29 protein-coding genes are annotated in these 23,729 nt (G+C 69.2%); 21 read left to right on the forward strand and 8 right to left on the reverse strand.

Annotated features, from left to right (window positions below):
• The first annotated feature begins 14 nt into the window (after positions 1 to 14).
• Genes ACGH7X_RS29770 through ACGH7X_RS29810 form a run of 9 tightly spaced genes read left to right on the forward strand, consistent with a single transcriptional unit; the run spans position 15 to position 7,231 of the window.
• Positions 15 to 524, forward strand: a complete 510-nt coding sequence (locus tag ACGH7X_RS29770; RefSeq protein ID WP_399890552.1) for a topology modulation protein — start codon at positions 15 to 17, stop codon at positions 522 to 524.
• Between the two features lie 31 nt (positions 525 to 555).
• On the forward strand, positions 556 to 1,404 hold the full coding sequence (locus tag ACGH7X_RS29775; protein ID WP_399890555.1) for a class I SAM-dependent methyltransferase: 849 nt from the start codon (positions 556 to 558) through the stop codon (positions 1,402 to 1,404).
• Positions 1,401 to 2,162 carry a phosphotransferase gene (locus ACGH7X_RS29780; RefSeq protein ID WP_399890558.1) on the forward strand — a complete coding sequence of 254 codons (762 nt, stop codon included), beginning with the start codon at positions 1,401 to 1,403 and terminating at the stop codon, positions 2,160 to 2,162. The genes ACGH7X_RS29775 and ACGH7X_RS29780 overlap by 4 nt, the downstream gene beginning before the upstream one ends.
• Positions 2,159 to 2,815 carry a histidine phosphatase family protein gene (locus ACGH7X_RS29785; RefSeq protein ID WP_399890562.1) on the forward strand — a complete coding sequence of 219 codons (657 nt, stop codon included), beginning with the start codon at positions 2,159 to 2,161 and terminating at the stop codon, positions 2,813 to 2,815. The genes ACGH7X_RS29780 and ACGH7X_RS29785 overlap by 4 nt, the downstream gene beginning before the upstream one ends.
• On the forward strand, positions 2,812 to 3,648 hold the full coding sequence (locus ACGH7X_RS29790; RefSeq protein ID WP_399890565.1) for a phosphotransferase: 837 nt from the start codon (positions 2,812 to 2,814) through the stop codon (positions 3,646 to 3,648). Before ACGH7X_RS29785 ends, ACGH7X_RS29790 begins: the two co-directional genes overlap by 4 nt.
• Before the next feature lie 35 nt (positions 3,649 to 3,683).
• Positions 3,684 to 4,682, forward strand: coding sequence for an NAD-dependent epimerase/dehydratase family protein (locus tag ACGH7X_RS29795; RefSeq protein WP_399890568.1), 999 nt, complete (start codon positions 3,684 to 3,686; stop codon positions 4,680 to 4,682).
• A 31-nt stretch (positions 4,683 to 4,713) separates the two neighbouring features.
• Positions 4,714 to 5,835: an adenosylhomocysteinase gene (locus tag ACGH7X_RS29800; protein WP_399890571.1), complete on the forward strand. Its 1,122-nt coding sequence runs from the start codon at positions 4,714 to 4,716 to the stop codon at positions 5,833 to 5,835.
• 5 nt (positions 5,836 to 5,840) lie between these two features.
• Positions 5,841 to 6,392, forward strand: a complete 552-nt coding sequence (locus tag ACGH7X_RS29805) for an NUDIX hydrolase (RefSeq protein ID WP_399890574.1) — start codon at positions 5,841 to 5,843, stop codon at positions 6,390 to 6,392.
• Between the two features lie 29 nt (positions 6,393 to 6,421).
• Positions 6,422 to 7,231 (forward strand): 3-deoxy-manno-octulosonate cytidylyltransferase, encoded by an 810-nt coding sequence (locus ACGH7X_RS29810; protein WP_399890576.1) that lies wholly within the window; start codon positions 6,422 to 6,424, stop codon positions 7,229 to 7,231.
• Positions 7,232 to 7,326: 95 nt separating this feature from the next.
• Here the strand turns inward: ACGH7X_RS29810 and ACGH7X_RS29815 are convergent, their stop codons facing one another.
• Genes ACGH7X_RS29815 through ACGH7X_RS29825 form a run of 3 tightly spaced genes read right to left on the reverse strand, consistent with a single transcriptional unit; the run spans position 7,327 to position 10,242 of the window.
• Positions 7,327 to 8,514, reverse strand: a complete 1,188-nt coding sequence (locus ACGH7X_RS29815) for a cytochrome P450 (RefSeq protein ID WP_399890579.1) — start codon at positions 8,512 to 8,514, stop codon at positions 7,327 to 7,329.
• Positions 8,515 to 8,518: 4 nt separating this feature from the next.
• The gene (locus ACGH7X_RS29820; protein WP_399890582.1) at positions 8,519 to 9,706 is read right to left on the reverse strand and encodes an MAB_1171c family putative transporter; all 1,188 of its coding nucleotides are present in this window, start codon (positions 9,704 to 9,706) and stop codon (positions 8,519 to 8,521) included.
• On the reverse strand, positions 9,703 to 10,242 hold the full coding sequence (locus ACGH7X_RS29825; RefSeq protein ID WP_399890585.1) for a regulator component: 540 nt from the start codon (positions 10,240 to 10,242) through the stop codon (positions 9,703 to 9,705). The genes ACGH7X_RS29820 and ACGH7X_RS29825 overlap by 4 nt, the downstream gene beginning before the upstream one ends.
• 347 nt (positions 10,243 to 10,589) lie before the next feature.
• Here ACGH7X_RS29825 and ACGH7X_RS29830 point away from each other — a divergent pair, with 347 nt between their 5' ends.
• Entirely contained in the window at positions 10,590 to 11,309 is a 720-nt protein-coding gene (locus tag ACGH7X_RS29830) for a helix-turn-helix domain-containing protein (RefSeq protein WP_399890588.1), read from the forward strand.
• Between the two features lie 161 nt (positions 11,310 to 11,470).
• Here the strand turns inward: ACGH7X_RS29830 and ACGH7X_RS29835 are convergent, their stop codons facing one another.
• Positions 11,471 to 11,917 carry a helix-turn-helix domain-containing protein gene (locus tag ACGH7X_RS29835; RefSeq protein ID WP_366472515.1) on the reverse strand — a complete coding sequence of 149 codons (447 nt, stop codon included), beginning with the start codon at positions 11,915 to 11,917 and terminating at the stop codon, positions 11,471 to 11,473.
• A gap of 506 nt (positions 11,918 to 12,423) precedes the next feature.
• Here ACGH7X_RS29835 and ACGH7X_RS29840 point away from each other — a divergent pair.
• The 9 genes from ACGH7X_RS29840 (at position 12,424) to ACGH7X_RS29880 (ending at position 19,368) form a co-directional block, all read left to right on the forward strand.
• Positions 12,424 to 12,657 (forward strand): transcriptional regulator, encoded by a 234-nt coding sequence (locus ACGH7X_RS29840; protein WP_399890591.1) that lies wholly within the window; start codon positions 12,424 to 12,426, stop codon positions 12,655 to 12,657.
• Position 12,658: 1 nt separating this feature from the next.
• Positions 12,659 to 13,666, forward strand: a complete 1,008-nt coding sequence (locus tag ACGH7X_RS29845; RefSeq protein WP_399890594.1) for a hypothetical protein — start codon at positions 12,659 to 12,661, stop codon at positions 13,664 to 13,666.
• Positions 13,666 to 14,373, forward strand: a complete 708-nt coding sequence (locus ACGH7X_RS29850; RefSeq protein WP_399890597.1) for an ATP-binding protein — start codon at positions 13,666 to 13,668, stop codon at positions 14,371 to 14,373. The genes ACGH7X_RS29845 and ACGH7X_RS29850 overlap by 1 nt, the downstream gene beginning before the upstream one ends.
• A gap of 117 nt (positions 14,374 to 14,490) precedes the next feature.
• Positions 14,491 to 15,057: a WhiB family transcriptional regulator gene (locus ACGH7X_RS29855; protein ID WP_399890600.1), complete on the forward strand. Its 567-nt coding sequence runs from the start codon at positions 14,491 to 14,493 to the stop codon at positions 15,055 to 15,057.
• On the forward strand, positions 15,054 to 16,103 hold the full coding sequence (locus ACGH7X_RS29860; protein ID WP_399890602.1) for a DUF2637 domain-containing protein: 1,050 nt from the start codon (positions 15,054 to 15,056) through the stop codon (positions 16,101 to 16,103). Before ACGH7X_RS29855 ends, ACGH7X_RS29860 begins: the two co-directional genes overlap by 4 nt.
• Before the next feature lie 101 nt (positions 16,104 to 16,204).
• A complete protein-coding gene (locus ACGH7X_RS29865) occupies positions 16,205 to 16,429 on the forward strand; it encodes a hypothetical protein (protein ID WP_399890604.1) in 225 nt (74 codons plus the stop codon).
• Positions 16,426 to 17,091: a plasmid mobilization protein gene (locus tag ACGH7X_RS29870; protein ID WP_399890606.1), complete on the forward strand. Its 666-nt coding sequence runs from the start codon at positions 16,426 to 16,428 to the stop codon at positions 17,089 to 17,091. Before ACGH7X_RS29865 ends, ACGH7X_RS29870 begins: the two co-directional genes overlap by 4 nt.
• On the forward strand, positions 17,091 to 18,860 hold the full coding sequence (locus ACGH7X_RS29875; RefSeq protein ID WP_399890608.1) for a relaxase/mobilization nuclease domain-containing protein: 1,770 nt from the start codon (positions 17,091 to 17,093) through the stop codon (positions 18,858 to 18,860). Before ACGH7X_RS29870 ends, ACGH7X_RS29875 begins: the two co-directional genes overlap by 1 nt.
• Positions 18,861 to 18,966: 106 nt before the next feature.
• Entirely contained in the window at positions 18,967 to 19,368 is a 402-nt protein-coding gene (locus ACGH7X_RS29880) for a hypothetical protein (protein WP_399890610.1), read from the forward strand.
• Between the two features lie 141 nt (positions 19,369 to 19,509).
• On the opposite strand, the gene ACGH7X_RS29885 is transcribed toward ACGH7X_RS29880, so the two are convergent.
• Genes ACGH7X_RS29885 through ACGH7X_RS29900 form a run of 4 tightly spaced genes read right to left on the reverse strand, consistent with a single transcriptional unit; the run spans position 19,510 to position 22,218 of the window.
• Positions 19,510 to 20,613 (reverse strand): ArsO family NAD(P)H-dependent flavin-containing monooxygenase, encoded by a 1,104-nt coding sequence (locus ACGH7X_RS29885; protein ID WP_399897428.1) that lies wholly within the window; start codon positions 20,611 to 20,613, stop codon positions 19,510 to 19,512.
• A complete protein-coding gene (locus ACGH7X_RS29890) occupies positions 20,562 to 20,789 on the reverse strand; it encodes a DUF2180 family protein (RefSeq protein WP_399890612.1) in 228 nt (75 codons plus the stop codon). The genes ACGH7X_RS29885 and ACGH7X_RS29890 overlap by 52 nt, the downstream gene beginning before the upstream one ends.
• On the reverse strand, positions 20,789 to 21,913 hold the full coding sequence (gene arsB, locus ACGH7X_RS29895; protein ID WP_399890615.1) for an ACR3 family arsenite efflux transporter: 1,125 nt from the start codon (positions 21,911 to 21,913) through the stop codon (positions 20,789 to 20,791). The genes ACGH7X_RS29890 and arsB overlap by 1 nt, the downstream gene beginning before the upstream one ends.
• Entirely contained in the window at positions 21,910 to 22,218 is a 309-nt protein-coding gene (locus ACGH7X_RS29900; RefSeq protein WP_399890618.1) for an ArsR/SmtB family transcription factor, read from the reverse strand. The genes arsB and ACGH7X_RS29900 overlap by 4 nt, the downstream gene beginning before the upstream one ends.
• A gap of 93 nt (positions 22,219 to 22,311) precedes the next feature.
• On the opposite strand from ACGH7X_RS29900, the gene ACGH7X_RS29905 reads away from it, so the two are divergent.
• Together ACGH7X_RS29905 and trxB are read left to right on the forward strand one after the other, a co-directional pair.
• Positions 22,312 to 22,734, forward strand: coding sequence for an arsenate reductase ArsC (locus ACGH7X_RS29905; RefSeq protein WP_399890621.1), 423 nt, complete (start codon positions 22,312 to 22,314; stop codon positions 22,732 to 22,734).
• On the forward strand, positions 22,731 to 23,714 hold the full coding sequence (gene trxB / locus ACGH7X_RS29910) for a thioredoxin-disulfide reductase (protein ID WP_399890624.1): 984 nt from the start codon (positions 22,731 to 22,733) through the stop codon (positions 23,712 to 23,714). The genes ACGH7X_RS29905 and trxB overlap by 4 nt, the downstream gene beginning before the upstream one ends.
• The last annotated feature ends 15 nt before the right edge of the window (positions 23,715 to 23,729 follow it).

Raw genomic sequence — 23,729 nt, forward strand, 5'->3', positions numbered from 1 at the left:
TACGCTGGAGCACCATGAAGAAGGTCGCCATCGTCGGCTGCGGAGGCAGCGGCAAATCCCACGTCGCCCGCGAACTGGGCACGATCCTCGTCGCCCCGGTGACGCACCTGGACGCCGCGTTCTACGACGACGAGTGGAACGCGCTGCCCATGGACAAGTTCACCGACGTGCAGCGCGAGCTGGTCGCGCAGCCGCGGTGGGTGATCGACGGCAACTACAACTCGACGCTGCAGGTGCGACTCGAAGCCTGCGACACGGTGGTCCTGATGGACGTGTCGACCGCGGCGGCGTTGTACGGGATCTTCTCCCGGCAGATCCGACACGGGGCCGGGCACAAGGGCAACGGGGTGCACAACCGCATCCACTGGGGCGTGATCAAGTACGTCGCCACGTACCGGCGCAAGATGCGGCCGCGCGTGATGGCGAAGATCAAGGAGTTCGGCTCCGGCGCCGATGTGGTGCTGCTGGCCAACCGGCGCCAAACGCGCCGCTGGCTGCGGAAGGTGGCCGCCGAGCAGTCCTGAACTGCCCGCGCCCCCGGGCAGAGGGTGCGGCATGAACGAGCCCAACCCGTTCCTGGACCCCGCCCGGCAGCAGGAGCTGTACGGCCGTGCCTCGCGGCTGGCCGGGCGGACCAGCGCCCTGATGCGTGCGAAGACCTCCGGCCGCCCCGTACCCGAGACGATCGTCAGCCTGGTGCAGACCCACCACGGGCAGCCCGACCGACTTGGCGTGGTACTCGACATCGGCTGCGGTCGCGGCACGAGCAGCCTCGTCATCGCCGAGCAGCTCCGGCCGCAGCGCGTCGTCGGCCTGGACGCTGCTCCCTCCCTGCTCGCCCGGGCCCGCGAGCGCGCCAAGGAGCTGCACGACACCACGGTGGACTTCGTCGAAGGCGACTTCCATGACGTCCCGATGCCAGCCGGATCGTGCGACGTCGCCATCGCCGCGTTCTGCGTCTACCACTCGCCGAGCCCCAAGGACGTCATCGCGCAGATCGCCAGGGTGCTCGCCCCCGAGGGTCTGGCCGTACTCGTCACCAAGGGCGTCGACAGCTACCAGGAGATGGATCACCTGGTCGCCTCCGCCGGCCTCGATCCGCGGGCTGACCAGCACGACAGCCTCTACACCGCAGCCCACAGCGGCAACCTCGCCGACCTGGCCGCTTCCTCGCTGGACGTGATTGCCGTCCTGGACGAGGAGCACGTCTTCACCTTCGACGGCCACGACCACACGGCGCAGTACCTGGCCACCAACCCCAAGTACGACCTGGCGCCCGGCCTGTACGGCAACCCCGGGGCCCTGGCCGCGACCCTGCACGAGTTCCTTCCCGACCGGCCGCTCATCACCCGGTCCCGCGTCACCTTCGTCGTCGCGCAGCCGAACGAGGGGCGGCCGGCATGAACCTCGCGCCGTTCACCAAGCACTACCCGACACCGGAACGCGCGGCGGCGGCGGTGCGCCACTACCGGTGGATCAACGAGCACGCAAAGCCGCTGCGACAGCCGGCCCTCCGCACCATCGGACCTGACAGCCTGACGTTCGAACGGTTCGAGGGCCGCTCCGTACGCCCCGGGGACCTCCCGCGCATGGCGGAACTCCTGGGCCACGCCCACGGTGCCGCCTGGGCCAGCGACCTGCAGTCCGCGTCGCTGGACACCCTGCACCGCTTCCAGGACGGCACGGCGTTCGGCGACTACCTCGGTCTTCGGGAGAAAGCCCTGCGGCGACGCCACGAACAGGGCTACCTGCCGAACAAGGCGGCCCTGTACGCGATGCTCGGCCTGCTGGAAGCGACCGCCCAGGGACCATGCGCCTTCTACAAGGACAGCAACCCGCGGAACTTCATCATCACCAGCACGCAGGACATCGTCGCCGTCGACACCGACGACCTGTCGCTTGCCCCGATGGGTTACGACCTCGCCAAGCTCATCGCGACACTCCATCTGACGTACGGACCGCTCAGGGACCAGGCCGTCAACGCCGCCCTGCTCGCGTACAACACGGCAGCCCGAAGTCACGACGCCCGGCTGGGCACGACGGACCGAGGACGGCTCGACAGCTTCCTGGGCCTGCACGCAGTGCTCACCGCCCCGTACGTCGGCCGTAACGGCTACCGCTACGCCCTGCCCCTCCGTTTCCACCACCGAGGAGCCTCGTGATCACCACCGAACTCGTCTTCGTACGGCACGGTCAGGCCCAGTGCAACGCCGACGGCCTCGTCGGGGGACCGCGCACCTGCACCGGCCTGACCAACCTCGGATACGCCCAGGCCGAGCAGGCAGCCCGCCGCCTGGCTACCGAACACCTGAAGAAGCCCTTCGACGTGGTCTACGCGGGCCCGCGGATCCGTCTCGTCCAGACCGGCGAGATCATCGCCCAGACGCTACAGATCCCACTGCACCACGACGATCGTCTCGACGGCCCGGTCCACGGCGACGCTGACGGCAAAGCTTGGGATGCGGTGAGGACGGCCGCCGACGGCGGACCGCATGCGCATCCCGACACCCCCTGGGCCGCTGGCTCCGACACCTGGAACGGGTTCCTGAAGCGCGCCAGCAGGAACCTGAGCCAGCTCATCGAGGAGAACCAGGGGAAGCGCATCGTCTTTGCGGCCCATGGGGAGACGGTGATCACCGCACACACTCTGCTGCTCGGTATCCCGATCGGCTCGCCGGCCGGCTTCACCCACAACCACGCGTCCATCACCCGCTGGCAGCACCACCGCAACCGTCTGGGCCAGACGCGCTGGATGCTCGACCGGCACAATGACACCGAGCACCTCAGTCTCCTCACGCCGGAGCCGACCCCGTGATCACGGCATCGGACGATCCCCGGATCCGACTGGCGTATCACTTCCTCGGCGCAGTCGAGATCGCACCCGAGCCCGTGCTTCCGCCCCGGGTCGTGCGTCTGGTCGCCGGCGACGGGCGTCACTTCATCGCCAAGCAGCACGCAGAGCGCGACCCGTACGCCGGGGAACTCCACGCCTACGATGCATGGGGCACCCACCTGGTCGGCCACGCGCCGAAGCTGGTCGGCCACGACGACGCCACCCTCACCCTGCTGTTGACCGCGCTCACTGGCGATCGGGCGGACACTGCGGCCCCGGGCTCACCCGAGGAGGAACTGGCCCATCACGAGGCCGGCCGCGTCCTCGGCAAGCTTCACCGGGCCACCTCCATGCCGCAGGGCGGCGCCGTCGGGGCAGCGCTCGCCGAGCGCTTCCAGAGCTGGATCGACCGGGCCGTCCACACCGACCTGATCGATCCGGCCGAGGAGAACCTGCTGAAGCACCACGCGGCGATCCTGGGCGCCAGCCGCATGGACAGCGCGGTCTGCCATCTCGACTACCAGCCGCGCAACTGGCTGATCGGCGACACCTTCGGTATCTGCGACTTCGAGCACATGCGACACGATGCCCGGGTCCGCGACTTCGCACGGCTCGAATTCCGACGCTGGCAGGCCGCGCCCCACCTCCGCACGGCCTTCTTCGACGGTTACGGGCGTTCGCCGAGCGACTCCGAGCGTCGCCTTCTGGAGTCCTTCGGCGCCATCGAGGCGGCCACGGCCCTGGTCAAGGGCCACCAGGAGAACGATCTCGCCCTCAGCGAGCACGGCAGAACCGTCCTGTCCCGGCTCACCTGACCTTCCTTTTCGACGAAACCCCTCTGGAGATCCCCGTGCCGCAGCACGAGCAGTCACCGACCATCGCTGCCCCCCGACGGGCTGTGGTGACCGGCTCCGCCGGATTCATCGGCTCCCACCTCGCACACGCCCTCGTCCAGGCCGGCACCACCGTGATCGGCGTGGACCGCCGAGACCCGTCCATCGACCCCACGGCCGCCGCCAACCTCGCTGCGCTGCGGGGAGTCACGGGATACCACCACGTCACGGCCGACCTCCTCCACTGCGCGATCGACCCTCTTCTCATCGACGCGGACGCGGTGTTCCACCTCGCCGGGATTCCCGGTGTACGGCCCTCCTGGGGGCCGCAGTTCGGCGACTACCTCGCGTCCAACGTGCTGGCCACCCACCGCGTCCTGGAAGCCTCCACTCGCATCGGTGTCCTCCGACTGGTCGTCGCCTCCTCCTCCAGCGTCTACGGTCCGATCGACGGCGGCGCGAGCCTCGAGGCCGACCGCCCGAAGCCCGCGTCCCCGTACGCCGTGACCAAGTTGGCCGAGGAGCAGCTCTGCCTCGCCTACGCCGAGCGTGCCATCGGCCCCAGCGTTGTCGCCCTGCGGTACTTCACCGTCTACGGCCCCCGGCAGCGCGCCGACATGTTCACCCATCGCGTCCTACAAGCCGCCCTGACCGGACAGCCCCTGCATTTGTACGGAGACGGCCACCAGCGCCGTGACTTCACCTACATCGACGACGTGGTCGCCGCCACGATCGCCGCCGCCGTCGTGCCGACCGCTCACGGTGCCATCAACGTCGGCGGCGGATCGAACGCATCGCTGCTGGACGTGATCAACGTCGCCACCAGCCTCACCGGTCGCGACATCCAGCTCCACCAGGACCACGCGCGCAACGGTGACGTCCTCCTCACCCGTGCCGACCCCAGCCGCGCCCGAGAACTCCTCGGCTGGCAGCCGCGAGTCGACCTCCACAGCGGACTGCGCGCCCACATGCAGGCGCTGGCTGTCCAGGTTCCGGACTACAGCCGGGCCGCGTAGCCCTACGCCTCGGAGCCCGAGAGGAGTGGTAATGGAAACTCGCGAGCGAGCGCGGCTGGACGCCTTCTTCCGACGGATCACCGCGCAGTTCCCCGCCGGCGAGACGATCACGACGCTGGTCATCACGCACGTGCTCCCGGAAAGGCCAGCGTTCCTGCGTGCCATGACCGCGGTGTCCACGGTCGGCGCCGTGCTCCCCAAGCCCCGGTCGATCCACCAGCCGACCCTCGACGCAGTCCGCCGCACCCTGCCGGTCCACGACCTGACCCGGGAGAGGTTCACCGACGAGACTCAAGCGCTGGACTACCTGGAGGACACGGCCGGCGGCCAGGACGTCGTCCTGGTGGACATCGGTGGGTACTTCGCGGCGAGCCTCGACACGCTCGTGAGTAAATTCTCCGGCCGCATCCTCGGCGTCGTCGAGGACACCGAGAACGGTCACCAGCGGTACGCGGCCCTCGACTCCCTGCCGTGCCCGGTCGTGTCCGTGGCCCGCTCCCCGCTCAAGGACTGCGAGGACCACCTCGTCGGCCGGTCGATCGTGTTCTCCACCGACGCCCTCGTCCGGGCCCGCGGGGACATCCTGACCAGCCGCAACGCCTGCGTCATCGGCTTCGGCAAGATCGGCCGCGCCATCGCCCAGGCCCTGCGGGCCCAAGACCTGCGCGTCACCGTGTACGACAGCAATCCGGTCAAGCGGGTACAGGCGCACTCCCTCGGCTTCCGCACCAGCGCGTCCACCACCGAGGCCGTGTGCGACGCGGAACTCGTCCTGTGCGCCACCGGCAATCTAGCCCTTCGGCATGAGGACTTCGCCGCCCTGCGGAACGGCGCGTACCTCGGATCAGTGACCTCTTCCGAGGACGAACTCGAACTTGGCAGCCTTCACGACCTATACGAACGCACCGCAGCCGGCTCTCAGTTGACGCGATACGAGGTCGCCGGCCACTACTTCTACGTGCTCGCCGACGGCGGCGCCGTCAATTTCGTGCACGGCGCAGCCGTCGGCGCGTACATCCACCTCGTGCAGGCCGAGATACTCGCCGCCACGGCGGCACTCAGCCACACCCGCTTCCGGCCCGGACTGCACGAGATGCCGGCGGCCGACCGCGACGCCATCGCCAGAATCTGGCTCAACCACTTCGAAAGGTGAACCCCGTGCCGCCCGCCGTCGACCACATCCGTTCCGTCACCGAGGCGTACCTCGCCCGCCATCCACACGAACGCGACTCACTCGCACCGCTGTTCTCAGCGCTGGCCACCTCGGACGATCCCACGCACCGGAAGACGTTCCCCGCCCACGTGACGTGCAGCGCCATCGTCATCGCCAGCGACTGGCGCGTGCTCCACATCGCGCACAGGGCGTCCGGGAAACTGCTGGCACCCGGCGGGCACAACGAACCGGGGGACCGCGACCTTCGGGCCGCTGCCCTGCGTGAACTGCACGAGGAGGCGGGTGTCCCGCCCAGCGCAGTCGTTCCCCTCCCGGACTACGAGGACGTGCCCCTCGACATAGACGTGCACTCCATCGACGCGAACCCCTGGAAGGACGAGCCGGCCCACCACCACGTGGACTTCCGATGGGTTTTCCATCTCACCGTCGAGCACCCGCTGACGCTCCAGAAGGAAGAGGTCGACGGCTACGAGTGGCGGCCGTTCACCAGCGCTGCCTCGCCCACCGTCCGCTCCAAGCTCGCCCTGCTGCTCTGAACGTAACCCCCGACCATCAGGAGAACGCCGTGGCCGCCACCACAGCCGCAACGACCGGCACCAAACCACGACGGCACATCGCCGTCATACCCTGCCGCTGGGGCGCCTCACGCTTCCCCGGTAAACCGTTGGCCGGACTCGGCGATCAGCCGCTGCTCTGGCACGTCCACCAGCGCTGCCTGGAGGCCAAACGCCTCGACGGAGCCGTCGTGGCAACCGACGACGAACGCATCGAAGCGGCATGCCACGAACTGGGCATCGAGTGCATCCGCACCGGAGAACACCTCACCGGCACCGACCGCGTTGCCGAGGTCGCCGAGCGACTGCCGGCTGATGCATACATCAACGTTCAGGGTGACGAGCCGTTCATCTCGCCGAACGCAATCGACGACATCTCCGAGGCCCTGGAGTACCTGCCGTCGGGCTCGCTCGCCGTCAACGCGTACACCGAACTGGTCGATGTCGGCGCGGTCCTGGACCACAACGTCGTCAAGGTCGTCGTCGCGGCCCGAGGCGAGGCCCTGATGTTCTCGCGCCAGCCCATCCCCTACCCGAAGGGTGACCGGCCAAAGTACCTGCGCCAACTGGGTCTCTACGGCTTCACCGGCCCGGCCTTGCAACGCTTCCGACAGCTCCGGCAGGGTCCCTTGGAGCGCGCCGAAGGAGTGGAGATGCTGCGCTTCGTCGAGCACGGCCACGCGGTGCAGATGATCCCTGTCATGGACGGCGGTGTAGCAGTCGACACCCCGGAGGATCTCGCTCGAGCCGAGAGCCTGCTCCCCAAGCGAGCAGAAACATGCGCTACGCATGGCGAGGCAGAGCGGCCCGCCAACCATTGAAGCAGCGGTTGGAAGAGCCGCTACTTTGTCCCGCCCGTTGGTCGTCGCTCGGGTCATGGTGCGGCGGAAGGCGCGCGCCCAAGTCACTGGTCCCACTATGCAGGCGAAACAGACACCGGCAGCGTCGTAAGGCCTCGAACCAGGCGTGTCCTTCGCCAAGTGAGCTGTTCAGCCGGTACCGCGAGCTTCATGTCGGGGAACCGTGTGAGCAGCTTCCGAAGCGCGATGTCCGCCTCGGCCTTTGCCAGCGGTGCTCCGACGCACCTGTGGATCCCGTGTCCGAAGGTCAGGTGACCGGCAGCGCCTCTGTCGAGATCCAGGTCGTCCGGCTCCGGCCAGCGCGCCGGGTCGCGGTTGGCGGCGCCGATGGCAACGAGTACCGGATTGCCCGCCGGGATTTCGACGCCGCCCAGGGTGACCGCCTCGGTGGTGAACCGAAACGTCGCGGTGCTGATGGGCGAGTCGTACCGGAGCAACTCGTCGAGCGACGAAGTGATCTCGGCGGGGCGCCGGCGAAGGCGGTGAAGCTCCGAGGGATGTTGGAGAAGGGCCAGGACCGCGTTTCCAAGAAGGTTGGTCGTCGTCTCGTGGCCGGCGACCAGCAGCAGTACACCCAGGGACACCAGCTCTTCCTCGGAGAGCCGGTCGTCCCCGTCGCGGGCCGAGATGAGGCGGTCGAGCAGCGCCTGCCCCGGCTGAGCACGCTTCTCGGCGATCAACCCCGTCATGTAGTCCGCCAAGGAGTGCGAGGCGGCGTCGATGACGGCGGGCGCCCCGGAGGCGAACAACTCACCGGACCAACGCCGGACGTTTGCGCGGTCCGGCTCCGGGACACCGAGCAGCTCGCAGATCACGATGACGGGGAGCGGCACCGCAAGCTCGGCGACGAGGTCGACAGGGCTGTCGGTCGGCCACCGATCCAGCAGCGCGTCCGCCGTCCGGGCAATGAACGGCCGAAGATCCTCCACCGCGCCAGTGCTGAACGACCCCGTCACCAACCTGCGCAGGCGGGTGTGCTCCGGGGGATCGGTGGCCAGCATGTTGTGCGCGACAGCCGGATGGAGACGACGGCGCGACTCCTTGCCCGCGAAGAACGCCGCGGTGTTCTTCGAGAGCCGCGGGTCCGCGAGGGCTTGTCGGGCCTCCTCGAATCCGGTGACGAGGTAGTTGCTGTGCCCGCCCGAGCCCGTCGGCACATGCTGCACCGGGCACTGCGATCGCAGCGCGGCGTAGGTCGGGTAGGGATCATGCAGAAAGGCAGGGTCTGCCGTCGGTTCGCTCATGCCATCAGGCTCCAATCGGCTCGGGCGGGGCATCGTCGGCGACACGCACGGGCCCGTAACGGGAGTAGGCGTCGGCCACCAGAAGGAACCACTCCGTGTCGTCTCGGAGGTTCTTCCTGACGGAGGCGTCCGTCGTCGCCGGGGCAGCAACGACCTCGGGGAATCTGCCTGCTCGTATCGCTGCCACGGCGGCCTTGTCTATGGCCGCCTCCACGAAGGCCGCGCCCTTCACGCCGTGGTCGGGCGAAGCCTTCCTCGCGGCGTCCTCCACCTGCTGTGAGCGGTACGGGCGGAGTGCGAGTATCCCGTCGCTGATCTCGATCACTCGTCGTTGCAGAAGGAAGTCGGTTTCCTCGGTCGACGGGCTCTCGGCGTCCACGGAGGAGAGGACGATATACGGCATCGCGGACGACAGGTCCTGCCACAGTGGGCCGAGCGCCTCGAAGGACTGCACCTCCCAGCGTCGGCGGTGGGCCTGGCCGATCGGGTAGGCCACGGCGGGGAAGGTCAGGCCGATGCAGATCAGCAGGACGGCGAGCGCCGGCGCCGTTACGCTGAAGGCACACCTGCCGCCGAGCGAGGAGCACTCCGAATCGCCGTTGATGAGACTCAGACCCAGGCCCAGGTCGACGAGTCGGATCAGTTTGTAGGCGACGTAGACCAGAGCGAGGACACAGCCCGCCGCTGCTGTCCGAAGCCCTGCCCGGACGCTTCCTCGCCGTGTCGCGTTCGACTGGCGTACGGCCTGCATCAGGAAGTCGATGACGGCGAAGCCGAGGTATGAGATGAACAGGAGCAGATACAGGGCATGGGCCTGCGGGGACCTGTGCGTCATTTGCTCCACGGCGAATAGCAGCGTCATGCCGAACACGACGGCGGTCAGAAGGCTGACGCGGGATTTCGTGCGGCGGCGGGCCTCCTCGCGCGCAAGGTTCACCTGGTAGGAAACGGCCAGGACCGCAGTGGCTGCGGCTAGAGAGGCGCTGTTGCTCAGGAGACGAGCCACATGCGGGACGACCGCCTCGACCGCGCCCTCAACCGGTGCGGAGTACGAGGCGAAGGCGGCGGCGAACGATGCCAAGAGCGCCCCCATGGCCCAGGTGCCAGCGGGCCTGGGCGTGCCCCGGCCGAAGACCCAGTAGCCGGCAGCCGTCGCGAGTATGCAAGCCATGCCGAGGAAGACTGTATTCATCGGAAGCGAAATCGACCTTTCAGGGCTGGTTGGGAAAACAGTGCGTCCCAGCTGTCTGCGCCCTTTTCAGGGGCCAAGGGTGGGCGCTCCCTTTCGCGGTAGATGCGCTGGCGAATTACGCTCGCCATCGTCTCTGCTTCGCGCTCATCGGCGGTCGAATAGCTAGTCCGTCCGGACATTCGCATCACCAGCGTGGGGTTGACCTCGAGCACGTGCGCGGTATCCGTGTCGACTGTGAGGCTGCCGGGGTGGTCGAAGAAGACGTGGCACAGCTCATGAGTGAGGATGTGGCGCTGGTGATGGACTGAGGTGCCCTCCTCGTAGAACAGAAGGTCTGCCGTGGGCGTCTCCAGTCTTATGCCGCATGGAGCATCGGCAGTGCCGCGCGTTTTCAGAGGTTTCAGTACAATGGCTTTACCGCGAAGCGCTGATATGGATTCTCGCAAATCGCGTGTGCTGAATCGGTAGGGAAGGCGCAGGCGGTCGACCTGCTCCTCACACCATTCGCGCCGGTGACTTCCGTCGGTCTTCGGCAAGGGCAAACCAATCCCCCCACGGCCTGGGTTGTGCGCCGCCTTGTCGCGGCGATGACGGGAGAATGGCAGAACTTAGCTGGAACCCGTGGTTCCAGGAACGGCCGGTTCCGACTACATGCAGTGATCAATCGCTGGTGTGCGCGTCAGGGCTGGGTGAGTGCTCTGAGCGGCCGACTGCCGAGTTGGGTCGTGGGTTCGGCTCTGTTCCTTGGAGTTGAGGTCGCCGCAACCGGTCGACCGAATGAATGGCACAGGTGAGAGCCGACTACTCTGAATGACGATTTCAGGAAGCCTCGGCGCGTTTCGTGTCTCAGATCACCCGGCAGTGCGACCTAGAGTTTGGCGCTATGGACTTCCGGGACGGGCAGGATGACGTCGGCGATCCCTTCGGGGAGTCCCTGTCTGAGCTGCTGCGGTCCTGGCGCAGACGCTCGGATCCCCGCGCGATCCCGGGCCTGCCGGTGCAGGGTCGACGAAGCAAAGGTCTGACGCACAGTGATGTAGCTCGTCTGGCCGGCGTTAGCGCGCGGTGGTACGGCGCGCTGGAGCAGGGCCGGGAGGCTGGCTACTCCGGGGACTTCCTCGACCGTGTCTCGGCCGCGCTGCGGCTGAGCCGCGCGGAGCGTCAAGCGCTGTACCTGAAAGCCGTGGGGCGTCCGCCGGCGCTTGCCGCTGTGCCGGCGGCGGACGCCGCTGCGGAGATGGACGCGACGCTCCAGCACTTCATCGACAACCAGGCGCCGGATCCAGCCGTGGTCACGGACCTGGCGTGGAACATGGTCGGGCACAACAAGGCGGCCGAGCTATGGCTCCCCGGAGCGGTGCAGATGGGCAATCAGATGCGATGGACGTTTCTCAGCTCCGAGGCGCGTGAGCAGCTGGTGTGCTGGGAACGGGACTGGGCTCGTCCCTATTTGGGACAGATCCGGTACGAGCGAGCCAATCACCCGAAGGACGAGGCCCTGCAGCGTCTGGAGCACGACATCCTCGAGGGTTCGCCGGCCGCGCGGAGGATCTGGGACCGACGGGAATGGTTGACCACGGCGACGGGGCTCTCCGCAGGCTGAGAGTCCGGTACCACCGAGGCGGGGAGGTCGCCGTCCGTACCGTCGCTCTCCGGCCCGCGCGTAGCGACATGCTTCGGGTCACGGTGCTGATGGAAGACAGTCAGGAGGCGATCGGTCGTTGATCTGAACTGGCGGCAGCGGGAGGCTGCATGGCAACCTGCTCAGTCGTCGTCGAGCAGGCCGGAGTCGGCTGAGTCTTCCGGGATCCCTTCCAGCCGCCGGGCCTGGTCGATCACGGCAGTCACCATCTGGAGACTGCTGGTGCTCAGTCCGTTCGCACGCAGCGCGACTCTGCGCACGTTCGTATCGCGCATCGCGGCGACCACACCGATTTCGGCCAGCGTCCGTTCGGCTGCTTCCTCCTCGAAGAAGTACGAGGGCGACACCCCGAAGAACCCGGCGAGCGCTGCGATGGTCTGCATCTTCGGGTTGGTGTTGGTGCCCGTCCGTAGCTGCTGGATGGCGCTTGCCGAGATGGCTACCCCGGACTTCTCCCGGATCCCGTTCGACACCTCGGCGTACGTGTACGGGCCCCGGCTCTTCGGGTGTACCGCGCGGAACAGGTAGTCGAGCAGCTCCGCGAAGGTTCGCTCGGTCTCGTGGGTCATCTCCAGCCCTTCGTTACCCCCATGCTATCCACTCCAGTGGCGATCGCGCACGTCGGTGGATCGGGCTTCGCCATTGCAGTTGACGAAGGAGCGACACTGCAGTGTACGTTGACTCCCAATCGACCACATTGCGATGTTCCGCACCTGCTCAGGCGGGGTAAGCGATGGACTTGTGTCCGGGGTCGCCATATGGTCCTGGTCCCCGCGTGGGCGGAGCATGGACCGCGAGGCAAGGAGGAGAAGCGATGCAGACGCGGGGCCCGTGAATCCCAGGGGACGCAAAACCGGCGCCCGGGAGCTATCAACTCCCAAGCGCCGGGGCGGCGCCCCGAGGGGGCACCGATTCACATCTCGCGGGCGGCGCGCTTCTTCGCACGAGAACGCCGCACGCGCTCCTACGAACAACGGAGTATCGCATGCACACCGCCGACGGCGGAAGTTTGGCCTGCCTGGATACGGCCCGGCAACAGCGTCTCGCGGCTCAGCTCGCTGACATGATCCCTGGCGTGGCCACCATCCGCGTCAGCCTCAACGACCCGAGGCAGTCCAGGCCACACCCGCACCTCATCGCGAAGGACGCGGCTGGGAAGACGATCGACCTGAACCGGACCACGAGCAGGGTGGCGGCCCGCTGGATCCTGCGGGTCTGGCCCGCCCTGGACTGGAACCGAGCCCACATCTTCGACCTCGCCACAGCGGCGCTCACCCGCAGCGACCTCGCCGCAGCTCGGCGCCGCTGACATGGCGCGGATCCGAACCATCAAGCCGGAGGCTTTCACCTCCGAGTCCCTCGCCGAGGTGGCCGTCGCGGCCGAGCGCACCTTCTTCGGCCTTCTCACCCAGGCCGACGACCACGGTCGCCACCGGGACAACGCCGCGATCATCGCGGGACTTCTCTGGCCCCTGCGCGCCGAGCACACCAGCGTCCACGTCGAGGACGACCTTCAGCAACTCGCCAACGCGGGCCTCGTCTGCCGCTACTCCGGCTGCGACGGCAGACGGTACCTGCACATCGTCACCTGGTCCGACCACCAGAAGATCGACAAGCCGAGCCAGTCCCGCCTGCCCGCCTGCCCGCAGCACCATGCGGCGGACCGGTGCGGCCCCTGCAAGGGGACTTGCAACGGCAGGACCGAGGCGTCGCCCACCCATACCCGAGCGCTCGCCGAGGCTTCGCCGAACCCTCCCCGAGACCTCGACGGACGCGCATCGCCCTCACCGACCGCTACCGCGCCCCGGACCGTCCAGCAAGGCACCCTCGTCGACCCCGACGCCGAGCCTGACAAGGGAGAGACGAAAGTCGCAGGTCAAGCGATATTTTCCGAAGACTGCCCGAAGCCTCCCCGAAACCTCGGAGAGGGCTCGGCGCCTGGATCTAGGATCTTGGATCCTGGATCTCCCTTCCCTACGGGGCGCGGTGCGCCCGCCCCCCAGGTCTCGGCCAACCAACTCGTCGGCGAGTACGTCAGCGCATGCGACAAGCGCCCGCCGGGCGACGTGATCGGGCACCTCGGTCGGATCACCAAGAAGCTCCTGGCCGAGGGCATCGACCCGCAGGACATCCGGGCCGGGCTGGCGAGGTTCGCCGCCAACCCCAAGCACCCGAGCGTGCTGACCAGCATGGTCAACGAGGCCATGAACGCACGACCCGGCGGTTTGGCGGGGCCGGGATCCGGCCTTAACGTGCCCGCTCACCAGGCGTGGACCAACCCGGTCGATGCTGCCGCCGCCTACGCCGAGGAGCTGTGATGACCGCCCGTACCCGCGACCCCCAGACCCTCGGCAGCGCAGGAACCCTCGACCGGATGGCCCGCATCCTGGCCGCTCGCAACATCGACCCGGCCTCCCTCGAAGACCTGGCCGACGAGCCCGAGCCGTTCTCGCCACTGGAAGCCCTGTCCGCCGGGATGCCCCCGCGTTACAGGGAGGCCCTGGCCGACCACCCGCAAGTCCTGGCCTGGGCCCGGGACGTAGCCGCGCCGGCCGTCGCCCCCAGCCTCGGAGCGCGCAGGCAGGTCACGACCGGTCCGAGCCTGCTGATGGCCGGGGTGGTCGGCGCGGGCAAGACGCACCAGGCGTACGGCGCGATCCGGCTGCTCGTCCGGATGGGCCTCGGGGTCCGCTGGCGCGCGACCACCGCCGCTGACCTGTACGCGGACCTGCGCCCCCGGCCCGGCGTCGACAGCGAGCGCGAGCTGGCGGCCGTCAGCCGCTGCCCGGTGCTGCTCATCGACGACCTCGGGGCGGCCAAGACGTCCGAGTGGGTCGAGGAAGTGACATACCGGCTGATCAACCGCCGCTACAACCTCATGCTGCCGACCCTGGTGACCACCAACCTGGCGATCAAGGACCTCCGGGCCTGCCTCGGCGACCGTGTCACCAGCAGGCTCGCCCAGATGACCGACCGGGTCGAGTTCGAGCCGGTGGACCGCAGACGCCACCGGGCCGCTGCCTGACGCCCGGCACGCCGGCACCCCATGGCCGCGCGGCCGCAGCGCTGCCCCATACCTTCCCGACCCACCGCACCCCTCCGCCGACGCCTCTGCGCGCGGAGGGCGATCGGAGCAACCCGCATGACCCACACGACGATCAACCCTGCCCGTCACCGGTCGCTCGGCGACCAGACCTGGCAGGACGATGCCGTCTGTCAGAGCACCCAGTACAACCCGGTGGACCCCGAGACCTTCTTCCCGGAGCCCGACGAGACAGGGAAGATCGCCGCCGCAAAGTCGCTGTGCGGCCAGTGCCCGGTCCGCCGAGCCTGCCTGGACGCCGCGCTGGAAGGCGGTGACACCGACGGCATCCGCGGGGGACTGACCGAGGAGGAGCGCGGGCCGCTGCACGAGAAGATCGCCCACCGCCTCGACTACAGTCGCGTCAACGACACGATCGCCGGACGCGACGTCCACCTCACCAAGGCCGAGCGCCGCGCGGTTGTCTACGCCGCCTTCCGCCATGGGGTGACCGAGCAGCGTCTGGCCTGGCTGTTGAAGATCACCGAGGAGCACGCCCAGAAGCTGTACCGCGAGACCCGCCGCGCCCTGCGCAACCGCGACCTGAACCAGCCCGCGACGACCACCGCGCCACCCGAGGCCGGCGGAGGGCGCCTGGGTCGCGACGACTTCGGAACGGCGGCATGACCACCACGAGCGCGCCGAAGGCGGTGCACGTCCCCGGCTGGGACCGCGCGGTCGTCGTCGCCCTGGGCGGCGCGGGATGCGCGCTGTCGTACGACGCCCTCCAGCAGATGGCCGTCGCCATCCACGTCCGAGGTTTCCTCACGTACCTCTTCCCCCTGGTGATCGACGGGTTCATCGCTTACGGCATCCGGGCACTCCTGGTCCTCCGCGACGCGCCCCTGCGCGGCCGGCTCTACGTCTGGACGCTCTTCGGAACCGCCACTGCCGCCAGCATCTGGGCCAACGCGCTCCACGCGGTACGACTCAACGAGGACGCGGTCGCAGGCACCGGCCTCCGGCTCGGGGACACGGTGGTCGCGGTGCTGTCCACCATCGCCCCGCTCGCTCTGGCCGGAGCGGTCCACCTCTACATCCTCATCGCCCGGGGGCCGGTCAAGAGCAGTGACCGCGAGGCTCTCGGTCAGGCCGGTCACCTCGGTCAGACCGAACGGCGCGACGGTGTCGAGGGCACCCGGGCCGACCGGGTCGGTCAGCAGCCGGAGGCCGGTCAGCCGGTCACCGCCCTGTCCGACGGGCCGCCGCTGTCCCCGGACAAGGCGACCCCCGCCCCCCGGTCACTGACCCGGAACAGTGCCCCGGCGGACAACAGCAGGCCGGTCAACGGTGACCTGGGTCAGCCGCACGAGGTCACTCACCTGCCCGGACAGTCGGACGCAGCGCGGCCGGTCACTGTCCGCCCCGACAACACCGCCCCGGACACCGGCGACCAGGACAGCCCGGCGCCGGTCACCGGCCGACCGGTCGCTCCTCCGCCGGTCACTGACCGGGATGTCCGGACACCCGGTGACCGGCGGCCCGACCCGGACACCGAGGAACTGCTGAAGATCGCCCGGTCAGCGGTCAGGGCCGAGGACAAGCTGACCCGCAAGGTGGTCGCCCAGGCGATCCGCGGCCAGCAGATCCCGCTGTCCAGCGACACGCTGACCGCCCTGATGGCCCAGCTCCGCGCCCAGCACGGACAGCCGGTCACCTCCGTCCGGAGCTGACCGGACACCACGGAGCGGGTGACCGAGCCGGTCACCTCGGCCGGTCACCCGCTCCGGGCACCCGCCCCACAACCCTCCAGAGCAGAAGCGGAGAACACCCGATGCGCACCCGCCCGGCCACTCCTGCCGAAGTCGACTCCTGGCTGACCGTTCTGTACCGGCGCGGCCACCTCCATCGCGCGCAGTCCGGTCCCGACAACCCCTGGATCGTGCAACGAGAGCAGCACAGTCGCCCCTGGACCCTGCACCACCCGATCCTGGCCATGGACTGGATCGAGGAACTCGTCCGCGAAATCCAGCAGCAGGATCCGGAGACAAGCCGGTGACCACCGACGACCCGGCGGCGACCACCGCCGGACAGCAGCGTGACCCCACGACGGCTCCTGGCGGAGCAAGTTGTCGCGTACGACGGTCCTACGGCCCGTCGTACGCACTTGCCCCCGCCCAGGAGGGCGGAGGAAGCCCGGCTGGTCCCCGAGCGAGGGCGCTCGGGGGCAAGCCGGGCGACCGGCACCAGGGGGCGCCGGTCACTGGGGGAGAAGCCGACCGCGACGACCACCGCGAGCAGCCGAGCCCGAGCACGCCCGCCTTCCCCGACCGCAAACCGCGCCGCCGCAGCCGCAACCCGAACGAGCGCACCCGCAAGACGACCACCCGCCTCTCCGACACCGAGAAGGCCGAGATCGTCGCCGCCGCCGCGCAGCGCGGCATCACCGTCGCACGCTTCCTCGCCGCCGTCGGCCTCGCAGCCGCCCGCGGTTCGACCACCCTGCACACCAACGAACGACTCGACGCCGCCATCGACGAGCTGGCCGCCCTGCGCACCGCCCTGGCCCGGATCGGCAACAACATCAACCAGATCGCCTACGTCCTCAACGCCGGCGGACAGCCCCGCCCCGGCGAACTCGACCGCGTGCTCACGGTCCTGACGCGGCTCCTGGCCCGCGTCGACGACACCGCTGACGCTCTGGTGAAGAAGCGGCTTTGATGGTCCCCAAGATCCGGCGCGGCTCCCGAACCCACGGCCTGCTCGCCTACCTGTACGGCCCCGGCAAGCGCGACGAGCACATCGACCCCCACCTCGTCGGGAGCTGGGACGGCTTCGCCCCCGACCCCGGACGCAACACCAGCCCGGACCCCGATCCGAAGGTCACCCTCGCTCGCCTCGCTGCCGCGCTGGACCTGCGCGTCAAGCAAGCCGGCACCAAGGCACCGGCCGAGCACGTCTGGCACTGCTCGGTCCGCACCGATCCCGGCGACCGGACCCTGACCGACGCCGAGTGGAACACGGTCGCCCGCCGCCTGCTCCACGCAGTCAACCTCGCCCCCGAAGGCGACCCGGACGGTTGCCGCTGGATCGCCGTGCGCCACGCCGACGACCACATCCACATCCTGGCCACTATGGTCCGAGGCGACCTGCGCCGTCCCCGGATGAACTACGACTTCAAGAAGGCCCAGGCCGAATGCCGGCGCATCGAAAAGGAAATGGGCCTGCGTCGGCTCAAGCCCGGCGACGGCACCGGAGCCAAGACCCCCACCAGCGCCGAACGCTTCAAGGCCGAACGCACCGGCCGACCCGAAGCCCCACGCGAGACGCTCCGCGAAGCCGTCCGCCAGGCCCTCGCCGGAGCGGCCACCGAAGAGGAGTTCTTCACCCGGCTGCGCGAGGCGGGCCTCCGCGTCAAGACGCGGACCGCCCCGTCCGGCGACGCCATCGGCTACAACATCGCGCTCCCCGGTGACCGCAACCGCCACGGCGAGCCGATCTGGTATCCCGGCTCCAAGCTGGCCCCCGACCTGTCCCTTCCGAAGATCCGTCTCCGGCTGGCCGGAGGCGTCGCCGAGCGGGCAACGTCTTCGGCCCCCGGTGGCCGGGCGGATTGGTCCCCGCCCGCCCGAGAGCGACGGAGCGCCACCGGGGTCGTCGAGCGTGCTGCCGTCCTCCTAGACAGCGACGACGACGAAGCCGCCGTCCAGCTCGTCGGAGTCGGAGAACTCCTCGACGCGGTCGCCCAGACCTCCCCGGCCACCGTCCGCGCCGAGCTGGGGGAAGCCGCCCGAGCCTTCGAGCGGGCGACCCGCAGCCATGTCCGAGCAGAACGTGCCGACACCCGGGCTCTCCGCTCGGCCGCACGGGGAATCGTCCAGGCCGGCGGCGCTCTCGGCCGTGGCGAGGACGGCGGCACCACCGCCATGCTCGTCTCCACACTGGTCCTGGTCACCCTCGCCGCCGCCCGCTGGCACTCCGCCCGCGGCCACGCCCAGCAGGCCCACGCTTCCCGTCAGGCCGCCGAGCACCTGCGAGCCGCCTACCGCCAGGTCGCCGCCACGCCGATGCGAGTGCTGCACGACCAAGGCCGTGCCCTCCCCGACGCCGAACGCCGGACACATGAGGCCACCATCCGCGTAATTCTGCCGGAGCAGGGACCGCGAGCAGACAGCCCGTCCACTAAGAACCACGCCTTGATCGCCACCCTTGCTCAGGCCGAGCAGGCGGGCCACGACCCCGACACACTCCTGCAGCAGGCCATCGACATGCGGGAACTCGACACCGCCGCGGACACGAATGACGTCCTTGTCTGGCGCCTGCGCCGGATCGCCCAGCTCCCCGCCCACCCCGGCGAAGCTCTCCGTCACCCGAAGGCCGCCGCCCGCCCGACCAAGACCTCGGCCAACCGCGTCAGCGAACGCAACGCCCTCATGGCGGCGGTTCGCCCTGCTGCCTCGGAACCGCGCAGCCGCCCACCCCGCCGCTGAGCAGAGTCCAGAAGGCCGCCCACCGACCGGCCGGCCTCCACGAATTGCCTGGACAGCTGATTCCACCGGCTGTTACGGATGGAAACAGAAAGCCCACGACCGGGAGATGACGCTCGTGCTCAGAACCACCGACCGCACCGCAGAGCCGACACCGGTGCTGCCCGTCCTCCCCGCCGGCACCGATCCTCTGCTGCAACTTCAGTACGAGACGCAGCCGGCCACCGGTCCCGGCGCGACCCGCTGCCTCAGCCACCCACACGAGCTGGCCTTCGGCGGCATCCCCGCGACGTGCTCGGCCTGCCGGGCCCGGCGCGACTGGCTGCTCATCAACCACGGCCGCCGTGTCTGGATCCGCTGCCGGTGCAGCAACCAGTGGCTCGAACCCGAGATCAGCCGCGCCCACTTCGACGCCCTGATCGACAGCCCGGACGTCACGACCTACCCCGGCGTCGAGCAGTGTCTCGTCGCGCTCGGCTTCGACGGCGCCTTCGCCGGCATCTACCTGTAGTAGGCGAGCAAGGACCAAACGCCGAAGAGCGCAGCGTTGTCGGACGAGGGCAACGGAGGGGACGGAACCATTGGCCGTCGCTGCTGGCGGCAGCACGCTCAGCAGTCGGCACCTGGCGCACCGTACGGGGTCGGTCGAGGGTCAGCGGCTCACCCGGCGCGCAATCTGGTGGGCGGCCGCCCGGGCAGGGCGGCCCACGCCGATCAGGGTGGCGGAGGCCGGGCCGGTCCAGTCGCCGTAACCGAGCAGGTGCAGACGGGCTTCACCGACGGCCTGAGTACCGGAGGTAGCGACGTGGCCCCGCGGGCCACGCAGCCCGAGCGGGGCGAGGTGCGCCAGGGCCGGCCGGAAGCCGGTGCACCAGATGATCGCGTCCGCGTCCGACCGGCTGTCGTCGGCCCACTGGACGCCGGTGGCGGTGAGCCGGCTGAACATCGGGCGGGCTTGCAGGAGTCCAGCGTCGCGCGCGGTGCGGATCGGTGGCACCGCGACGATGTCACCGAGCGAGGCCACCCCGCCGGTGTCACCGCGGCCGGCGTCCAGGGCGCGGCGGCGGGCCGTGGCCGCGTCGAACAGGGCACGGCCGTCGATGTCGTCGGCCAGGAAGCGCGGCGCGCGCTGAGTCGTCCACGTGACGTCGACGTCACCGTCCAGGGCAAGGTCGGCGGCGATCTGCGCGCCGGAATTCCCGCCGCCGACCACGATCACGCGCTGCCCGGCGAAGTCGGCCGGACGGCGGTAGTTCACCGTGTGCAGCTGCCGCCCGGCGAATATGCCGCGGCCGGGAATGGCGGGAACGAAGGGCCGCGACCAGGTGCCGGTCGCGCTGATGACAGCCTTCGCCCGCCAGGTGCCGGAATCCGCCTCGACCAGGAGCCGGTCGCCGTCGCGGTGTACGGCTTCCGCCCGGGTTCCGTGTTGGACAGGCAGGTCGTAGCGCTTCTCGTAGTCCGCGAGGTATTCCACGACGTGGCCGGCGTCCGGGTAGGTGTTGCCGGGCTGGGAGGGCATGAGGCGGCCGGGCAGGGAGGAGTGGTCGGCCGGGGAGAACAGGTGCAGGGAGTCCCACATGTGCTGCCAGGCCCCGCCCTGGCTGGCCTCGGCGTCCAGAATTACGAAGTCCAGGCCCTGGCGGCGCAGGTGGTAGCCGGCGGCGAGCCCTGCCTGGCCGCCGCCGACCACGACGACGTCCGTCACGGAGCCGGAGCCGGGGTCGCTGCGGTGGGAGCCCAGGCTGCCGCGCAGAGAGGGCACAGCACCGTGCGGGCCTCGGCCTCGGCAGGTGTTCCGATCACCGGACCCAGGCGCATGCTATGGGTCGCGATCCGGGCGTGCTGGGCGCATACCCCAGCGCCGCAGCGTCGGCAGACACCGACGCACGGGCTGTTGCTTCCTGCGGTCTGGCAGTCGAGGCAGTGCATCAGATGTCCCTTCCCGGCGTGGTGAGGGCAGTGGGCGCGAACTTCTTGCGCCAGGCGAGCGCGACGTAGACCAGGCCGATCAGCACTGGTACTTCGATGAGCGGTCCGACGACGCCGGAGAGTGCCTGGCCGGAGGTGACGCCGAAGGTGGCGATGGCGACGGCGATGGCCAGTTCGAAGTTGTTGCCCGCGGCGGTGAAGGCGAGCGTGCTGGTGCGGTCGTAGGCGAGACCGAGGGCCTTGCCGAGGAGGAAGGTCCCGAAGAACATGATCGCGAAGTAGACCAGCAGCGGCAGTGCGATACGGACGACGTCGAGCGGCTGCGAGGTGATCGTCTTCCCCTGCAGGGCGAAGAGGATGACGATGGTGAACAGCAGGCCATACAGGGCCCAGGGGCCGATCTTCGGCAGGAAGCGCTGCTCGTAGGGTTCGCGGCCCATCTTCTTCTCGCCGACGCGGCGGGTGAGGAATCCGGCGAGCAGGGGGATGCCGAGGAAGACGATGACGTTGAGGGCGATGTGCCAGACGGGTACGTCCAAGCCCTGGCCGTCGCCGAGGCCGAGCCACTGCGGCAGTAGGTCAAGGTAGAACCAGCCCAGGACGCCGAACGCGATGACCTGGAAGACGGAGTTGAGCGCGACCAGGACGGCGGCGGCCTCCCGGTCGCCGCAGGCCAGGTCGTTCCAGATGATGACCATGGCGATGCAGCGGGCGAGACCGACGATGATCAGTCCGGTGCGGTAGTCGGGCAGGTCGGGCAGGAAGATCCAGGCCAGCGCGAACATCACCGCCGGGCCGACGATCCAGTTGATGACCAGCGAGGAAACCATCAGCTTCTTGTCGCCGGTGACGGTGTCGAGCCGGTCGTAGCGGACCTTGGCGAGCACCGGGTACATCATGACCAGAAGGCCAAGCGCGATCGGCAAGGAGACCCCGCCGACCTCGATCTTCGCGAGCGCGTCGTTCATGCCCGGAATGAGACGTCCCAGGCCGAGGCCGACGGCCATGGCGAGAAGGATCCACACCGCGAGGTAGCGGTCGAGGGTGGAGAGCTTCTTGACGATCGAGTCGTCACCGCCGGCTCCCGGCGGGGCGGGGGCGGCAGTGCGTTCGGTGGAGGTCACGGGCAGGCCCTCTTGTTCTCGGCGGCGATACGGGCGGAGTCGGCGAGCGCGGCGAACTGCTCGGAGAGCCCGGCCAGGACCTCGGGCTTGAGCTTGTAGTAGGTGTAGCGGCCGCAGGGCTCGGTCTCCACGATCCCGGCCTCGCGCAGCACCTTCATGTGGTTGGAGAGGTTGGTCTGCCTGGCTCCGGTCTCCTCGACCAGGTGCGTCGTGCAGAGCGTCTCGCCGGCCAGCAGGGTCACGATTTTCAGGCGGAGCGGATCGCCCAGCACCCGGATCACGTCAGGATCGACTGAAGTCAGCATGGACTGATACTCTCACATCGATGACCGCTGATACCAGCGAGGGCTGAAGTCATTGGCGGCTGGTCCGTCATGCGACGAGAGAGAACGATCACCATGGCCGAGTCTTCCGGCAAGCCGTCCGTCCTGTTCGTCTGCGTCCACAACGCCGGCCGCTCCCAGATGGCCGCCGCGTGGCTGACCCACCTGGCCGGCGACCGCGTAGAAGTGCGCTCCGCCGGCTCCAACCCCGGCGACGGCGTGAACCCGGCCGCGGTCGAGGCGATGGCCGAGGCCGGCATCGACATCTCCGCCGAGACGCCGAAGGTCCTGACCGTGGACGCGGTCAAGGAGTCGGACGTGTGCATCACGATGGGCTGCGGCGACACCTGCCCGGTCTTCCCCGGCAAGCGCTACCTGGACTGGAAGCTGGAGGACCCGGCCGGACAGGGCGTCGAGGCCGTCCGCCCCATCCGGGATGAGATCAAGAAGCTCGTCGAGGGTCTGATCGCCGAGATCGCGCCGGAGAAGACCGCATGAGCGAGATACGCGACGTCATCGTCATCGGCTCCGGCCCGGCCGGGTACACCGCCGCCCTCTACGCAGCCCGCGCCCAGCTCAAGCCGCTTGTCTTCGGCGGGGCCGTCTTCGTCGGCGGCTCCCTGACCACCACGACCGAGGTCGAGAACTTCCCCGGCTTCCCCGAGGGTATCGACGGGCCGGTCCTGATGGAGAACATGCGCGCCCAGGCGGAGCGGTTCGGCGCCGACATCGTCGAGGACGACATCGTCTCCGTCGACCTGTTCGGCCGTGTCAAGGAAGTCACCGACTCCGCCGGCACCGTCCACCGGGCCCGCGCCGTGATCGTGGCCACCGGCTCCGGCTATCGAAGGCTGGGCCTGCCGAACGAGGAAAAACTGTCCGGGCGGGGTGTGTCCTGGTGCGCCACCTGCGACGGCTTCTTCTTCCGCGACCGCGACATCGTCGTGGTCGGCGGCGGCGACACCGCCATGGAGGAGGCCACCTTCCTCACGCGCTTTGCCCGCTCGGTCACCGTCATCCACCGGCGCTCGGCCCTGCGGGCTTCCCAGGTGATGCAGAACCGCGCCTTTTCCGATGACAAGATCTCCTTCGCGTTCGACAGCGAGATCGCCGAGATCAAGGAGAAGGACGGCATGCTCTCTGGTGTCGTCCTGCGCGACACCTTCACCGGCGACACGCGCGACCTGGACGTGACGGGGCTGTTCATCGCCATCGGCCACGACCCGCGCACCGAGATCTTCGCCGGCCAGCTCGACCTTGACAGCGAGGGCTACCTCAAGGTCGCCGCCTCCTCCACGAAGACCAATATCCCCGGCGTGTTCGGCGCGGGCGACGTGGTCGACCACACCTACCGACAGGCCATCACCGCCGCCGGCTCCGGCTGCGCTGCGGCTCTGGACGCCGAGCGCTACCTCGCTGCTCAAGGACACGGCGAGCAGGCCGAACCGGACAAGGCGTCCGCGGCCGTCACCGCCTGACTCTCTGACTTAAGG

Origin of the sequence: Streptomyces sp. BBFR51 (genome assembly GCF_044591655.1) — a bacterium.
Classification (GTDB): domain Bacteria; phylum Actinomycetota; class Actinomycetes; order Streptomycetales; family Streptomycetaceae; genus Streptomyces.